The sequence below is a fragment of the Nioella sediminis genome, assembly GCF_001879695.1.
Classification (GTDB): Bacteria; Pseudomonadota; Alphaproteobacteria; order Rhodobacterales; family Rhodobacteraceae; genus Nioella; species Nioella sediminis.
The window spans coordinates 32,485-48,022 of record NZ_MNBL01000027.1 but is presented as its reverse complement, the minus strand read 5'-3'; the positions used below and the strand labels follow the sequence as shown (position 1 = coordinate 48,022).

Below are 15,538 nucleotides of genomic sequence, written 5' to 3'. Positions count from 1 at the left end.
CCCCGCCACATTGGCGGGGGAGGCCGTGGTCTCTACCACCGCGAGACTGCCATCGGGGCCTACCCGGAAGGCATCGAGCGCTCCGCTTTCGGCATCGGTGCAATAGAGGTAGCTTTCCTGCCCGATCTGCATCTGAACGAGGCTGTGCATGGCGGCGGTCTCACCTGACAGGGTCAGGGCGGTGCCGGTCATCCGACCCTCGCTGTCGAGCGTATAGAGCCGGGTGGAATCCTCCTGCGGGGCGAGGGTGACGACATAGGATTCGCCGCCCAGAGACAGGAAATCTATCCGGTCTGCGTTGGTGGAAACAGTCTGGTGATCGGTCAGGGTGGCGCCGCCAGTGCCGGTGACGGTGAAGGCAGAGATGGCCTCGCCGGAGCGGCTGGTCGCATAGAGGACCTGTTCGCCGGACTCCGAGGTGCGGACATCCAGATCCGAAATTCCCGTCAGATATGCGTCAACGTCGCGTTCAAGCAGCGCAACGTAACTCAGTACCGGCATTTCCAGCCCCAGCCAAGCAGGGCCCCCACAGCTGAGCATCATGCCGAAACGGCGTTAACACTCGGTCAGGACTTTATGGCGCGGGCAGGGCGCTTGCCGTGAAGTTTCCGAAAAATGCACGAGGCCGCGGCAAGGGATGCGGGGGCCTGGCGTCGGGTGGATTTGCAAACCCGCTGCCAGCAAAGGCGACCGGTGCCCTTTTGGTCAAGCAGGTTGCAAAACGCCTCAGTCCGGTGTTTCGGCCCCGTATTCCACCAGTCGCTTGCGCAGGAAATCCGCCTCGGGAACCCCGGCCTCCAGCGCATAGACATAGGCATGCGTCAGGTAGAAATTGCGCGCGACAACGGAACGGGCCGCGCCCGACGCCTCTTGATAGAGCTGGATCAGCGCCCCCCGGTCCTCCACCGCGTGGGCCTCCAAAAGGCGCCGGTCGAGATCCTCAAGCATCGCGTTCGGCCCGCAGGGCCGCGACCTTGCCGGCCACCCAGTCGTGGAACAGGTGTGTCGGCCCATCCATCGCGGGCGAGAAGCGGCCACCGTCGAAGCCCGGTGCGCTGCGGCCTTTCTGCATGCCCTCGACAACGAAAATGTCTTCGACGAAGACCGTCTTCCATTGCGTCGCGTTCTTCTGGCGCAGAGCGGCATCCGTTTGCGGCTCGGCATAGTAGAGATGCACGTGCTCGCGCGTCTGCATGTGGCTGACCGGCTCCAGCACGATGGCGAAGGCATGGTCGCGCTGCACGCCGAGAAGAACGTTGGGATAGACCGCGACGTATTCACCGCCCGCATCCCAGAAGTCCGGCAGCCCGTCGAAATCGGGGAACTTCTCGCCATCCTGGCCTTCCAGCTGGCGATAGACATAGGTGCCCTGACCCGAATAGTTGCCGGGCGATTCAATGTGGTAGTGGTCTTCCAACCGCGAATAGCTGTTCAAGCCCGGATGGACCCAGGGCAGGTGGTAGCTTTCGCAGTAGTTCTCGACCGCAAGCTTCCAGTTGGTTTGTACGTCCAGCGTGAACTGGCTGTCCCACCCGCCGTGATAGAGCGGCTTTTCCACGTCGCTCCAGCGGGTCAGCAGGTCCGCGTGGACCTCTTCGAAGGGGGCGGCGTCGCCCGAGAGGTTGATGAACACCACGTCGCGCCAGACATGGCTGCGCACCTCGATCAGGCCGAGATCGGAGCGGTTCATCTGCGGGTGGCTGTTTTGCCCCGGCCCGCCCACATGCGGGGTGGATACGAGACGCCCATCCTTGGAATAGCACCAGCTGTGATAGGGGCAGCGGATCGCGCCCTCGATCTTGCGGGGTTCCTCGACAAGGATCATGCCGCGATGGCGGCAGATGTTTTCGAAGACGCGCAGCGTGCCGTCCTTGTCGCGCACCAGCAGCAGGGGCTGGCCGAGAAACTCGATCGGTTTGCAGTCCGAGGGTTCGGGCACATCCGCGCCCACGGCCAGACCGGCCCATGTGCGACGCAGAACGGCCTCGTTCTCCTCGGCGATGGTGGCGGGGTCGGTGTAGTGGCTGTTGGGCAGGCCCCGCGCGGCTTCGATGGGGGCGCGGACGGCGTCCAGCACGTTGAGTTCACGATCCTTAGGCATGTCATCCCTCCCGCTCGGTCCCTAAGACAATGGAACGGGGATAGGGCGCAATGGTCAGCCCGTCTTGCCTGTGCGCGACAGGGGGATGACGGAAATTGACACAGGTGTCGGGTTTGCCCGTCAATCCAGAAGGAAGGTCACCGGAGCGCCGGGTGGCAGGTTCAGCCGTTCGCGCAGGGCCGCGCGGGCGCGTGACAGGCGAGAGGTGACCGTGCCCTCGGACAGGCCGGTGCGGGCAGCGATCTGGGCGTAGGACAGCCCCTCGATGGCGCGCATGCGGATCAGATCGGCCTGATCTGCGGGCAGGCTGTCCACTGCGGCAAGCGTTTCGGCGCAGGCCAATCGGGCGGGCAGGGTGCTGCCGGCCACCGGATCGGGCAGATGCTCGTCCAAGCTTTGATCGGGCAGGGCCGCCCCACGGTCGCGCAGCCGATTGCGCAGGGCGGAAAACGCATAGGCGCGCAGGTCGTCGATGGCGGGTTCGGACGGGTCGGTCATGCGAGACCAGAGCCGCAGAACGATGTCCTGCACCATGTCCTCGGCCGCCGCCCGGTCGCGCAGCAGGTAGCGGGCCAGTCTCAGCAGGTCTGGCAACAGGGCCTCCAGCTGGATGGCGGCTTTGGTGGGGATGGGGCGTGTCATGGCGCAACGAAAGGGGCGGAGCACCGGTCAAGGCAATCTCATTGTTCTGCCGGTCTCTGTGCGGGCCGCTCCTTGCCGCCGGTCGGCGGGGTTTCGCACGGGTTTTTGCCCTTGGCGGCTTGTTGCGCATGTCAGGCCGGGATTTGGGCCTTCCTCCGCGCACGGTCTGGCCGCGATGGAAGGAATTCCCGGTCTGGCCGTCCTGTTTCATGAGGCACGGGGACAGGCCCGGCCTTGCAACCCGGAACAGCTTGCGAAGGAGCAAGAGACATGACGTTTACCCATATCCTGCAACGAGGCATCTCCGGCATCCTGGGCGCGGCCCTTGCCGGAGGCGCACTTCTGGTGGCGGCGCTGGCCGCGCAGGGGGCGCCGATGGATGCGGATGGCGACGGGCTGGTAACGCTCGAAGAGCTGCAGGCCGTGGTGCCCGAGGCCACGGAGGAGCTTTTTACCACCATCGACACAGATGACAGCGGCACGCTCGACCTGGCCGAGGTGTCCCGTGCCATCGACATGGGTCTGCTGCCCGAAGACGCCTGAGGGGTGCAGCCCGTGGCGGCAGCGATCCGGCAGGCGGGGTGCGCAGGGCCGGACTGCGGGACAGCCGCCACGACAAGGGGGCGCCGGAGATGATCCGGCGCCCCCGATGTGTTTCCTGCCTTGGTCTTACAGACCGCGCGCCATGGCCGCGACGCCGGTGCGGGCCATGCGCACCTCGCCCAGGGGGCGCATAAGGTCGGCGAAGGCGTCGATCTTTTCGGGCGTGCCGGTCATCTCGAAGATGAAGCTTTCCAGCGTGCTGTCGACCACATTGGCGCGGAAGATCTCGGCAATGCGCAGGCTTTCCACGCGGGATTCCCCCTTGGCGAAGACCTTGATCAGCGCCAGTTCGCGGCTGACATGGGGGCCTTCGACGGTCAGGTCGGCCACCTCATGCACGGGCACCATGCGTTCGAGCTGCATCTTGATCTGGTGGATCACCTGCGGGGTGCCGCTGGTCACGATGGTGATGCGCGACCGTCGCCCGGTGTGATCCACCTCTGCGACCGTCAGGCTTTCGATATTGTAGCCACGGCCCGAAAACAGCCCGATGACGCGTGCCAGAACGCCCGGCTCGTTTTCCACCAGAATGGCCAGCGTATGAACCTCCACCACATCGGACATGTGGCTGCGAAGGTCGTAGGCAGAGTGGCTGGACGAGCCTTGTTCGATATTGAGCGGGGACATGTGAACTTCCTTTCCCGAAAGCGGCTAGCGCGCCCGGCGGCGCGAGAGGAGTGTGGCCATCGCCAGGCCGAACGCGGCCAGGATGACAGGCGAGACGAAGAGACGAACGGGAACTTGCGCTCCGGTCGTCAGGATTTGAAACAGGATATAGGGCGCGGCCCCCAGCATCAGAAGCAGGCCGAAGGCATAGCCGACCCAGCCCGGCGGCAGGGCATCGGCGCGAAGAAACAGCAACAGCGCAGGGGCCAGAAGCGCGGTTTCACCGTACCAGAGATAGGGCGCGGAGAGGAGCGTGGCAGTCAGCAGAACGGCCCCTTGCAGATCGGGGCCGATCCGGTCCGATGACCATGCAAGCCAGACCGCGATGGCCGCAACCCCGGCCAGCCCCCATTGCAGGCCAAGCGCCAGAGGTTCCGGCAGTCCCAGTCCGACAAGGGCGGAATAGGCGCTGACCATGAAGCCGCCCTCGGCGATGCGGCTTCGCACGACCTCCAGATGGGATTGGCCCATCTCGGCCATGGCGGGCCAATAGTCGGGGCCGAAGACAAGGGTGGCGAGTGCGGCGAAGGCCACGGCCACGCCAGCGCCCACGCCGATGGCCGTCCACTGGCGACCGGCCAGCAGCGCGATGGCCAGCATCAGCCCCAGTTGCGGCTTGATCGTCAGCAGCCCGCAGATAACCCCGGCAAGAACCGGCCACCCCGCCTGCAAGGCTGCGAGCACCGCCACCAGACCAGCGGCCCATAGCACCGACACCTGCCCCAGAAGCAGCGCGGGCAGCATCGCCGGGGCAAGGGCAATGGCCGCCCACAGGCCGCGATTTCCGGCCGCCAGCGGGCGGATCGCCAAAAGGATGGCGAGGATCGACAGCCCTGTGAACACAAGCCACGCGGCAAAGAAGGACAGATGCCCAAGCGGCAGCAGGATCAGCAGGAAGGTCGGGGGATAGACCCAAGGCAGCCAGTCATCCCCGGCAATGCCGTGGATCTCGATCAGCCGGGCCGGGTCGAACGCGGCCAGCGGGTCTCCGGCCACGGCCAGCTGTGCGGCGGCCCAGAACACGCGGAAATCCACGTCGAAGCTGACCGCCCCGCCGGGCAGCACCAGGCGCCAGATGAAGAACAGCCAGATCGCCAGCAGCAGGACTGTCGAGCCCGCAAACAGCACCCCGGCCCGAAGGCCGGCGCGGCCTTCGGTGAGATGAAGTGCAGGCTGCGAGGGCCCGGTCATCAGACCAGAACCGCGCCGCCGGCCTGGATTGCACCTTGCGTTTCGGCCTCGCCCAGAAGCATCTCGTTATGGGCTTTGCCCGACGGGATCATCGGGAAGCAGTTCTCGTGCTTCTCGACCAGGCAGTCGAAGATCACCGGGCCATCATAATTCAGCATTTCCATGATCGCATCGTCGAGATCCTTGGGGTCGCTGACCATGATGCCCTTGGCGCCGAAGGCCTCGGCGAGCTTGACGAAATCGGGCAGCGCCTCGGACCACGAATGGCTGTAGCGCTCGCCATGCAGCAGTTCCTGCCACTGGCGGACCATGCCGAGCCGTTCGTTGTTCAGGATGAACTGCTTCACGGGCAGGCGGTACTGAACCGCGGTGCCCATTTCCTGCATGTTCATGAGCCACGAGGCTTCGCCCGCGACGTTGATGACCAGCGCGCCGGGATGGGCGATCTGCACGCCGATCGAGGCCGGGGTGCCATAGCCCATGGTGCCCAAGCCGCCCGAGGTCATCCAGCGGTTGGGGTCGTTGAAGCCCAGGAACTGCGCCGCCCACATCTGATGCTGGCCCACCTCGGTGCAGATGTAACGGTCATGGTTCTTGGTCAGGGCCTCGAGCCGTTCCAGCGCGTATTGCGGTTTGATGGTGGCCTCGGACGGTTTATAATCGAGACAGCGGGTCTTCTTCCACTCCTCGATCTGCGCCCACCACTGTTTGACCGCCGCCGAATTGGTCTTGCGGCCCCGGCTTTTCCAGATCCGCAACAGGTCTTCCAGAACATGGCCAACATCGCCCACGATCGGGAAATCGGCGTGGATGACCTTGTTGATGGACGAGGGGTCGATGTCGATATGGGCTTTACGGCTGTTCGGACTGAAATCGGCGATGCGCCCGGTGATCCGGTCGTCAAAGCGGGCACCGATATTGATCATCAGGTCGCAGCCATGCATGGCGAGGTTGGCTTCATAGAGACCATGCATCCCCAGCATCCCGAGCCATTTGTCACCATTGGCGGGGTACGATCCCAGACCCATCAGGGTGGAGGTAATCGGAAAACCGGTGGCCTCGACCAGTTCGCGCAGCAGCTGGTTTGCCGCCGGGCCGGAATTGATGACACCGCCACCGGTATAGAAGATCGGACGCTCGGCGGTTTCCATCGCCTCGACCAGCGCGGTGATGATCTCGGGGTCACCCTTCACGCGCGGCTGGTAATGGGATTTGGAAACCTTGGGCTTGTTGGAATAGGCCCCGGTGGCGAACTGAACATCCTTGGGAATGTCGATCAGCACCGGACCCGGACGGCCCGAGGTGGCGATGTGAAACGCCTCGTGGATGGTGCCCGACAGGGTGTCGGTTTCCTTCACCAGCCAGTTCATCTTGGTGCAGGGGCGGGTGATGCCCACAGTGTCGGCCTCCTGGAACGCGTCCGAGCCGATCATGAAGGTGGGCACCTGGCCCGTGAGGCAGACAATCGGGATCGAGTCCATCAGCGCGTCGGTCAGGCCGGTCACCGCATTGGTGGCACCGGGGCCGGATGTGACCAGAACAACGCCGGGCTTGCCGGTCGAGCGGGCATAGCCTTCAGCCGCATGAACCGCGCCCTGTTCGTGACGCACAAGGATATGGCGGATCTCGTTTTGCTGGAAAATCTCGTCATAGATCGGAAGCACGGCACCGCCGGGATAGCCGAATACGGTATCGACACCCTGTTCCTTCAGGGCTTCGACCACCATCCTGGCGCCGGTCATCTGGGTCATTGCTCTTGCTCCTTCCAGCAGTTGCCCCTCATGGGCTTTCCTTGATCAATCCTGTCACCGTCGCAAAAAAAAAGCCCCCGGTGTGACGGGGGCGCATGGGGTACCGATATGGTTGTCGTCACCGACCCATGCGCGCGTTTCCTACAAGTACGAGAATGCGGGGCATTCACGGGCTCCTCTTTGCAAGTGGCGGCAGCTTATGCACGGCTGAAAAAGCCCGTCAACCTCGCATGGGCGAAAGAATGTCGCGGATCGGTGTTTTTCAGCAACTTTCTGTCTGGAAAAGCGGGAGGGAAGTAACGCCTCCCCTGCACCGCTTGACGTCATTGGAGCAAGGGGCCGATCAGAGACGTTGACGCTAGGGCACCCGGCCGGTCCGTTTTTCCCTGAAAACATGGTCGCAAAAAGAGAATCAGCGGTCGCATTGTGACGCCGGTTGGCATTCGGCTGCATGGGACGGTTCACAGGTCGTCCGTGTTAGCGCCAGCAAATCGTGCTTTCTTCGGTGACAACACCCGTTTTGCGGGAATTGGTAAAAAAATTTTACAATTTTCTAGCCAAACATGCCAAAATGCGCTTTGTTGCGCTGGGAGGCTTCGCTAACGTGGCCTCACTAAAAACACTCAACCGCGGCCCGATGGGGGTCGTGGAGATCCAAATGGGGAGGATACCATATGGACCGTCGTTCTTTTCTGAGAACGTCCGCTGTCGGCGGCGCTGCTGCTGCTTCGACCGCACTTGCCGCACCGGCCTACGCACAGGGCAACCGCACCCTGACCATGGTCACCACCTGGGGCCGTGGCCTTGCGGGTGTGCATGACTCGGCGCAGCGTGTTGCCGATTCGATCACCGCGATGTCGGATGGTGCACTGACCGTCGACCTGCGGGCCGCAGGCGAACTGGTTGGCGCCTTCGAGGTGTTCGACGCCGTGACCTCGGGTCAGGCCGACATGTATCATGGCGCGGACTACTACTTCGTCAGCCAGCATCCCGGCTACGCCTTCTTCACCGCCGTGCCCTTCGGCATGACCGCGCAGGAACTGGCCAACTGGTACTATCACCAGGGCGGCATGGAACTGCATGACGAACTGGGCCAGATCTTCGGCCTGAAATCCTTCCTCGGCGGCAACACCGGGGCGCAGTCCGGCGGCTGGTACCGCAATGAAATCAACAGCCCCGAGGATTTCCAGGGCCTGCGCTTCCGCATGCCCGGCCTCGGTGGTCAGGCGCTTGGTCGTCTCGGCGCATCGGTGCAGAACCTGCCCGGCGGCGAAGTGTACCAGGCGCTGGCATCGGGTGCCATCGACGGCACCGAGTGGATCGGCCCGTGGGCGGACCAGTCGGCCGGTTTCCAGGAAATCACCAACATCTACTACACCGCAGGCTTCCACGAGCCGGGTGCAGGCCTGTCGGTGGCAACGAACCGCGACGTGTTCGAAAGCCTGTCGCCCGCGCATCAGAAGATCATCGAGATCGCGTCGGCAGAATGCCACCAGTGGAACCTCTCTCAGTTCCTGGCCAACAACTCCAACGCGCTGGCACAGCTGGTCGCGGGTGGCGTGCAGGTCCGCACCTTCCCCGACTCGGTCTGGGATGCCTTCGGCGCGGCGTCGCAGGAAGTGCTCGACGAGAACATGGGCGACGAACTGTTCGCCCGCATCCGCGAAAGCGCGATGGCCTCGATGCGCACCTCCTCGGGCTGGATCCAGGCCTCGGAAGGCACCTACCGCGCACAGCGTGACCGCGTGCTCGGCTAAGGGCTGATCAAGCTCATACGGACAGGCCCGCCCCCCGAGCTCAAAACCGGGGGGCGGTGCCACAGGTGACGGACGCATCCGGCGCAGGGCCGCATCTGCGACCGAAACGGGGGAGCATTCCACATGTTCGATGGCATTCTCTGGGCGCTGGAGAATATCGCCATGTCCTTCTACAACCTGGGCTATGCGATCACGCATCCCGGCGAGTGGCTGGCATGGCTTGGCGGATGGGCACAGGCCGAAGGCGACCGCGCGCTTGAGATAAAGCAGTCGCTGGCGCGGTTCATCTATTACGGCGGGTCGGTCGAATTCTTCTTCGTGATCTTCACGACCTTCCTTGTTCTGACCGTCATCGGTTTCTGGAAGCGGGACTTCCTCTGGGCACTGGTGCGCGGGCTGGAGGGCGTTGCCAACGGAGTTGGCCGCTTCTTTGCCTGGGCGGGTCTGATCATGGTTCTGCAACAGATCATGATCGTCTTCCTGCAACGCATCTTCCGGGTCGCTGAAATCTCCATCGGGCCGATGGGGCTGGGGTTCACGCAGGATCTCAGCTGGTTCTCGGAAGAGCTCAAACTCTACAACGCGATGATCGTGGCGCTTTGCGTCACCTACACCTTCGTGCAGGGCGGGCATGTGCGGGTGGACCTCGTCTATTCGGCCGTCAGCCACCGCACCAAGCGGATCATCGACATGTTCGGGTCCATCTTCTTCATGATGCCGGCGACCGTGCTGACCTGGATGTATGCCTGGTATTTCCTCTGGCGCCACCTGGTCACGCCGAACCCGAATGCGGGCGCGACGCTGGACCGGATGATGATGCAGGCCCGGGCGCTGCGCTGGAACGTGGAAACCATCGGGTTCAGCCCGAACGGGTTCAACGCCTACTTCCTGTTCAAGATCCTGCTCGTCAGCTACTGCGCGCTGGTCTTCATTCAGGCGATGGCATTCTTCTGGCGCTCCTACCTCGAACTGGTCGAGGGCGAAGAGAGCGCTGGAAAACATCTCGACAAGGACTCGCTCGGTGAGGGCGAAGAAGCCTACGAAGGCACGCATTAAGGGGACTGGGATCAATGCTATTCGGACTTGACGGAGTCGAGGTCGGCCTGATCGTGGTCTTCCTCTGCCTCTTCGGGGGCATCATGACGGGCTTCCCCGTGGCCTTCGCCATCGGCGGCGCCGGGGTGATTTCCTTCGGCATCATCGCCGCTTTGGACAATGCCGGGCTGCTGGTGCATGCGGCCATCGACACCGGCTCGGCGGAATATGCCGCGCTGATTGCGGAAGGGGTGGCGCGAGAGGCCATATCGGTCTTCCGATACCCGGAATTGCCAAGGATCGAAGAACATCTCTTCCCCGGTGGCTGGGAACAGGCGCTGGACCGCAACCTGGGCTTTATCGTCAACCGCATGAACGAGCGCGTGATCGCGGGCCAGTCCATCGAGACGCTGCTTGCGGTGCTGATGTTCGTGATGATGGGCATCACGCTGGAACGGTCCAAGATTGCAAACGATCTGCTGACCACCATGGCGCGTGTCTTCGGGCCGCTGCCGGGCGGTCTGGCCGTATCCATCGTCATCGTGGGTGCGTTCCTTGCGGCTTCCACCGGGATCGTGGGCGCAACCGTGGTGACCATGGGCCTTCTGGCCCTGCCCACCATGCTGCGCAACAACTACAGCCCGGAACTGGCGACCGGGGTGATCGCCGCCTCGGGCACGCTCGGGCAGATCATTCCGCCCTCTATCGTGATCGTTCTGCTCGGCACGCTGGCCGGTGACCTCTACGCCATCGGGCAGGAAACCCGCGCCATCGCGGCGGGCTGTCGTGACGCCCTGACCTATCTGGGCAGCCCGGCGGTTCTGTCGGTCGGTACGCTCTTCCAGGCGGCGCTGTTGCCGGGGATCTTCCTTGCGTTCCTCTACGGGGCCTATGCGTTCGGCTTTGCGATGCTGAATCCCTCCAAGGCGCCTGCGGTGCAGTTCGAGGGGGGCTCGGGCGAGGTCATCACCCGAAACGAGGGGCTGACATGGTTCCTCGGTGTGCCGCTGGCGATCATCCTTGCGGTGGTCGTGGCGGGGCAGGCGGGTCTGGTCGGCAGCCAGTCGATTTTCGTCTCCTCCTATTCCGAGGCCGGCGAGTCCGCCGACCTGCGCACCAACGTGTCCGACAGCTGCCGCGACGCCATGATCGAGCTGCATGGCCAGGAGGCCTGGGATGCAGCCGTCGCGCAGCAGGAGGCCATCGACGCATCCGGCGGGGTGGAGCAGTCGCATGAACGCTCTGCCGAGGAAATGGACGCTGCCCGCGCCGAAGCACTGGCCAATATCGCGCCGATCGGCACCGGCGTGGCCGTGTTCTTCGTCATGCTGGCCCTGGTTCTGACCACCGCCCGCGGGATCATGCCTTCGGCCGATCCGCGCCCGCTGTTGATCGGTGGTGCGGGTGTTCTTGCCGCATTCCTGGTGGACATTGCCCTGATCGGTCCGGCCACCAGTTCCGGCAGCACCTTCATCCTGCTGGCCATCCCCTTCGCCATCACGGCCTATGGGGTGCTGGAAGCGATGAAGCGCTTGTCCACGAACGAATTGCTGCGCGTGGTCTTCCCGCCGCTGGTGCTGATCGTGGCCGTGCTCGGCTCGATCCTTGGTGGCATCACCAACCCGACACCGGCTGCGGCGCTCGGGGCCGGTGGGGCGATCATGCTGGCGGCCTATCGCAAGCTGAGCGAAGAGCAGAAGTCCGGCAAGATCATCCTCTGGGCAAGCCTTGCCATCGTGATCATGATCCTTTTCGGGATCAATTTCGACCTTCGTGTGAACCGCGAGTCCGTGGCGGTGGAAGACTGGATCGCCTACCTGATCACGCTTGGCGCTTATCACTTTGCCTTCTTCGGGCTGCTCTACGGGTGCTGGGTCTTGCTGCGCGGCGGTGTGCTGTCGCCGGTGGTGCGCGAAACCGCGAAGGTGACCTCGATGGTGTTCACCATCCTCATCGGCTCGCAGTTGCTGAACCTGGTGGTGATCTCCTTCGGGGGCGAACACTATATTCAGGCGTTCCTGCGCAGTTTCGACGAGGAATGGAAGGTCTTCCTTCTGGTGATGATCATCCTCTTCATCCTGGGCTTCGTTCTGGATTTCCTTGAAATCATCTACATCGTGATCCCGATCGTCGGGCCGGTCATCTATGGCGGCACGATGGACCCGAAATGGGTGACGATCATGATCGCGGTGAACCTTCAGACCAGCTTCCTGACACCGCCCTTCGGCTTTGCGCTGTTCTATCTGCGGGGGGTCGCGCCAGCCAGCGTGACGACGGGCCATATCTATCGGGGGGTCATACCCTTCGTGCTGATCCAGGTGATCGGGCTGGCGCTGCTGTGGCTGTTCCCGCAGATCGTGACCATCGTGCCGGATCTGCTGCCCAACAACTAGGGGCAGGGCGGACACCCAAACAAAAGCGGGCCTCCAATCGGGGGCCCGTTCTGCATGTCAAAGGTCTCTGAACAGGTTCAGTCGTCCATCGGGCGGGTATCAGGCAGGGTCAGCCGCGCCACCTGTTCCGCGATCGGGTCGATGGACAGCGGATGCGCCTCGGATTCATAGGCCTCGGGATCTTTCAACTGCTGCCAGGCACCGCCCAGATAGACCTCCAGCGCCGAGAACTTGGCCTTGTAGCCCATCTTCGCGCTGCCGGGCACCCAATAGCCAAGATAGACATAAGGAAGCCCCGCATCCCGCGCGATCTGGATATGGTCGAGGATCACATAGCTGCCAAGCGACCGCTGCGCCTGATCGGGACGGAAGAAGGAGTAGACCATCGACAGCCCGTCATCGAGCACATCTGTCAGGCAGACGGCGGTCAGAGTGTTCTCGGCATCCGCCGTGTCGCGATATTCGATGACCCGGCTGCGCACCGGCGTTTCTTCGATCATCGCGGCAAACTCGAACACATCCATGTCGGCCATGCCGCCATCGGCGTGGCGGCTATCGAGATAGTTCCTGAAAAGCGCATATTGCTCCTCGGTTGCCCAGGGGCTGCGCGCCTCGCGTACAAGGCCCTGATTTCGGCGCAGCGCGCGGCGCTGGCTTTTGGTGGGCACAAAGTCCGCAACCCTGATCCGGGCGGACAAGCAAGCGGAACAATCCGAACAGGACGGGCGATAAAGCACGTTCTGTGAGCGGCGGAATCCCTGCTTGGACAGCGAATCGTTCAGCTTTTCGGCATGGTCGCCCTGCAGGGCGGTGAACAGCTTCCGCTCCCGCTTACCCTCAAGATATGGGCAAGTCTGCGGAGCCGTCACATAGAATTGTGGCGCAAGCGGTAGGCTGTGGCGCATAACGTCCTGTCTGCAAGGGCTGCTGTTACTGTCCTGTCACAGGAAAGCCTGCAACAGGATCGGCGGGCGGGCAACCCATTTTGGCCTGCCCACCCGGTTAACGGCCCGTTACCGCGGACGGTTGATGGCGGCCGTGCCAAGAAAGGCATCCGGCAGGCTTTGATGGCGCTGGCTGAGTGCGATCATCCCGATGGACAGGACATGCGGCAGGAAGAAGCTGGCGCAGAGCAGGTATCCGCCCGTATGCATCATCGCCTCGGTGCCGTTCAGCCGTTGGCCCTGCGCATTGCGCAGCTCGATATTCATCAGCCGCATGCCAAGCGTGGCAGAGCCCGACGCGATGGTGATGGACCGGTAGAGAAAGCTGGTGGCAATCCAGAAGAGCGGCCACAGGAACCAGGCGATCGACAGGGTCAGAACGCCAAGCAGCAGCATGGCGATAAAAATCAGCGCCACATCCACGACCCAGGCAAAAAGGCGCTTGGCGGGGATGCCGTCGTAAAAGACGGCTTGGCGGTCGGGGTCGGGCAGGGCGGAAGTCATTGTATAGGTCATGGCGCGTTTTTCATGGATTGAAAAGGGCCGACCGCGCGGGGACAGGCGCGGCCGGCAGAGAGAGGCCCAAGGGGTTGGGGGTCAGGCCTCTACGGTTTCGGCGTCAGCGGCCTCTTCCCGGGCCCGGCGGGCGCGGTCGGCCATGAACTGGTCGAACTCGGCCTTGTCCTTGGCCTCACGCAGACGGTTGAGGAAGCTTTCGAACGCGTCCTGCTCCTCCTCCAGCCGGCGCAGCGTGTCGGCCTTGTAGCTGTCGAAGGCCGTGTTTCCCGACGTGCGGAAGGAATGGCCATGGGAACGGGTACGGGCGCGGCAGCCTTTGGTGAACATACGTTTGCTCCAGATCATGTAGAAGAGAAGGGCGAGGCCAACGGGCCAGAAGAAGATGAAACCAAGGACCATGGCGGCGATCCAGGCGCCCTTGCCCTTGTCATCCAGCCAGTCTTCGGCACGCGAAAACCAGCCTTTGGCGGTGTCGGCCACATCGGTCGTGGTGGCGGTTGCAGTCATGGTGTCCTCCGTTTCGGGGTCAATGTAAATCCTCTTTACATGATCCAAGATGGGAAGGCGGACGGAGGCTTCAAGGGGGGATGTGAAAAGTTTTTACATTTTCTTTGCTGCGGTGACCTGAGCCCCAAGTTTCCTCCGCCTCATGGAGAGTCTTCGGGTGTAGGGGGTCTGTTCGGACAAGAGCTTCTTCAGCTTGGCATTCTCAGCTTCCAGCGCTCGCAGCTTCTTCGCATCCGACAGTGCCATGCCGCCGTATTTGCTATTGTACTTTTAAAAGGTGCCCTGGCTGATCCCATTGCGCCTGCACACATCAGTTGTCTTCTCGTCAGCTTCCTGCTCCTTGATCATCGAAATGATCTGTTCGTCGGCGAGGCTCGGCTTCATTTGTCCGTCCTTTTGCTGGGCGGGCTCTACACGAAACGGGAGGAAATTCAGGGGCTCAGGTCAAAGGGTTGGCCAGTTCCACCTATCGTGCACGACGCGGAGCACGGTGAGGGTTTCGCCCACCACACGATAGATCACGTAATGCTACCCGATGGGATGAACGCGCGCAGGTGGGGTGATCTCAGGGCGTTCGCGGGCGACGGTCGGCAGGTCACAAAGCATCTCGGATGATCCGTACAGGGTGACAATGTAGTGATCGGCGTGCGCGATTGACCATGCATGCGCGGTATGGGGCCAAATATCCTCCAGATCGGCATCTGCTTGCGGCAGAATGTCGAGCGAGAGATCAGGCACCGTGCGGAGACTACGTTACCCTCGAAGAGGGCAACATGATCGACGTATCGACTGGTCTCTGATCGTTTGGTCACTATGATTGAGGAAACCCTCGGCGAAAGCCGGGGGTTTTCTTGTTTCGGGGATGTCCCATATGGTTTTGGGGATAGGGCGAAGGATTGTGACCATGTCGAGCGGCCAAGCTGAACTACATTTCCTGTGCGGCAAGATCGCGGCGGGGAAGTCGACTTTGGCGAAGGCGCTGGCGGTAGAGCATCGGGCGGTGGTGCTGTCAGAGGACGAGTGGCTGCCGCTGCTCTATCCTGACGAGTTGCTGACGATCCCCGACTATGTGCGCTGTTCCACCCGGCTGAAAAAGGTTGTGGGGCCGCTGGTGCGCGACCTGCTGGCGGCGGGGGTGAGCGTGGTGCTGGACTTTCCGGCCAACACGGTCGAGCAGCGCCGCTGGATGAAGGAGTTGGCCAACAGCACCGGCGCGCCGCATAGGCTGCACTATCTCGATGTTTCGGATGAGGTCTGCAAGGCCCGTCTAAAGGCGCGCAATGCAGGTGGTGAGCACCCGTTCGATGTGACGGATGAACAGTTCGAACAGATCACCAGCCACTTCGTGCCGCCGGGCGAGGGGGAGGGCTTTAGGATAGTGGTGCGTGGATCGTAAGATGGACACTTCGCGCGGCTTGATCCATTTGTC

Annotated in this window: 16 protein-coding genes and 1 pseudogene; 5 read left to right on the top strand and 12 right to left on the bottom strand. The window is 62.8% G+C overall.

All coding sequences use genetic code 11. The annotated features are described in order from the left end of the window. From BKY26_RS03290 to BKY26_RS03275, 4 genes are all read right to left on the bottom strand, one after another. The coding region (locus tag BKY26_RS03290; protein ID WP_131541754.1) for a hypothetical protein at positions 1–501 on the bottom strand (501 nt) is incomplete at its 3' end. Positions 502–726: 225 nt separating this feature from the next. After that, positions 727–948 carry a hypothetical protein gene (locus BKY26_RS03285; protein WP_071688968.1) on the bottom strand — a complete coding sequence of 74 codons (222 nt, stop codon included), beginning with the start codon at positions 946–948 and terminating at the stop codon, positions 727–729. Then, on the bottom strand, positions 941–2,101 hold the full coding sequence (locus BKY26_RS03280; protein ID WP_071688967.1) for an aromatic ring-hydroxylating oxygenase subunit alpha: 1,161 nt from the start codon (positions 2,099–2,101) through the stop codon (positions 941–943). The genes BKY26_RS03285 and BKY26_RS03280 overlap by 8 nt, the downstream gene beginning before the upstream one ends. Before the next feature lie 120 nt (positions 2,102–2,221). Beyond that, positions 2,222–2,743 carry an RNA polymerase sigma factor gene (locus BKY26_RS03275; protein ID WP_071688966.1) on the bottom strand — a complete coding sequence of 174 codons (522 nt, stop codon included), beginning with the start codon at positions 2,741–2,743 and terminating at the stop codon, positions 2,222–2,224. A 270-nt stretch (positions 2,744–3,013) separates the two neighbouring features. On the opposite strand from BKY26_RS03275, the gene BKY26_RS03270 reads away from it, so the two are divergent. Beyond that, positions 3,014–3,286: an EF-hand domain-containing protein gene (locus BKY26_RS03270; protein WP_071688965.1), complete on the top strand. Its 273-nt coding sequence runs from the start codon at positions 3,014–3,016 to the stop codon at positions 3,284–3,286. 126 nt (positions 3,287–3,412) lie between these two features. Here BKY26_RS03270 and ilvN read toward each other — a convergent pair whose 3' ends face one another. From ilvN to BKY26_RS03255, 3 genes are read right to left on the bottom strand one after another with little or no spacing between them, the layout of a single operon-like run. Continuing rightward, on the bottom strand, positions 3,413–3,973 hold the full coding sequence (gene ilvN, locus BKY26_RS03265) for an acetolactate synthase small subunit (RefSeq protein ID WP_071688964.1): 561 nt from the start codon (positions 3,971–3,973) through the stop codon (positions 3,413–3,415). Between the two features lie 24 nt (positions 3,974–3,997). Then, the gene (locus BKY26_RS03260; protein WP_071688963.1) at positions 3,998–5,203 is read right to left on the bottom strand and encodes a glycosyltransferase family 87 protein; all 1,206 of its coding nucleotides are present in this window, start codon (positions 5,201–5,203) and stop codon (positions 3,998–4,000) included. Next, entirely contained in the window at positions 5,203–6,945 is a 1,743-nt protein-coding gene (locus tag BKY26_RS03255) for an acetolactate synthase 3 large subunit (RefSeq protein ID WP_425434463.1), read from the bottom strand. The genes BKY26_RS03260 and BKY26_RS03255 overlap by 1 nt, the downstream gene beginning before the upstream one ends. Positions 6,946–7,628: 683 nt before the next feature. Between BKY26_RS03255 and BKY26_RS03250 the strand changes: the two genes are divergently transcribed. The 3 genes from BKY26_RS03250 to BKY26_RS03240 all read left to right on the top strand — a co-directional run bounded on the left by BKY26_RS03250 (position 7,629) and on the right by BKY26_RS03240 (position 12,139). Next, positions 7,629–8,711, top strand: a complete 1,083-nt coding sequence (locus tag BKY26_RS03250; RefSeq protein ID WP_071688961.1) for a TRAP transporter substrate-binding protein — start codon at positions 7,629–7,631, stop codon at positions 8,709–8,711. 123 nt (positions 8,712–8,834) lie between these two features. Next, positions 8,835–9,767 (top strand): TRAP transporter small permease subunit, encoded by a 933-nt coding sequence (locus tag BKY26_RS03245; RefSeq protein WP_071688960.1) that lies wholly within the window; start codon positions 8,835–8,837, stop codon positions 9,765–9,767. 14 nt (positions 9,768–9,781) lie between these two features. Continuing rightward, on the top strand, positions 9,782–12,139 hold the full coding sequence (locus BKY26_RS03240; protein WP_071688959.1) for a TRAP transporter large permease: 2,358 nt from the start codon (positions 9,782–9,784) through the stop codon (positions 12,137–12,139). Between the two features lie 77 nt (positions 12,140–12,216). On the opposite strand, the gene BKY26_RS03235 is transcribed toward BKY26_RS03240, so the two are convergent. The 5 genes and pseudogenes from BKY26_RS03235 to BKY26_RS20850 form a co-directional block, all read right to left on the bottom strand. Next, on the bottom strand, positions 12,217–13,044 hold the full coding sequence (locus BKY26_RS03235; RefSeq protein ID WP_071688958.1) for an arginyltransferase: 828 nt from the start codon (positions 13,042–13,044) through the stop codon (positions 12,217–12,219). Between the two features lie 108 nt (positions 13,045–13,152). Then, positions 13,153–13,599 (bottom strand): RDD family protein, encoded by a 447-nt coding sequence (locus BKY26_RS03230; RefSeq protein ID WP_083431301.1) that lies wholly within the window; start codon positions 13,597–13,599, stop codon positions 13,153–13,155. A gap of 81 nt (positions 13,600–13,680) precedes the next feature. Next, positions 13,681–14,109 carry a DUF2852 domain-containing protein gene (locus BKY26_RS03225; RefSeq protein ID WP_071688957.1) on the bottom strand — a complete coding sequence of 143 codons (429 nt, stop codon included), beginning with the start codon at positions 14,107–14,109 and terminating at the stop codon, positions 13,681–13,683. 171 nt (positions 14,110–14,280) lie between these two features. Continuing rightward, positions 14,281–14,493 (bottom strand): annotated as a pseudogene (locus BKY26_RS20595) (transposase); the annotation flags it as partial. Positions 14,494–14,637: 144 nt separating this feature from the next. After that, on the bottom strand, positions 14,638–14,847 hold the full coding sequence (locus BKY26_RS20850) for a type II toxin-antitoxin system RelE/ParE family toxin (protein ID WP_425434462.1): 210 nt from the start codon (positions 14,845–14,847) through the stop codon (positions 14,638–14,640). A gap of 166 nt (positions 14,848–15,013) precedes the next feature. On the opposite strand from BKY26_RS20850, the gene BKY26_RS03210 reads away from it, so the two are divergent. Continuing rightward, positions 15,014–15,505 (top strand): P-loop nucleotide/nucleoside kinase family protein, encoded by a 492-nt coding sequence (locus BKY26_RS03210; RefSeq protein WP_083431299.1) that lies wholly within the window; start codon positions 15,014–15,016, stop codon positions 15,503–15,505. Positions 15,506–15,538 lie beyond the last annotated feature (33 nt).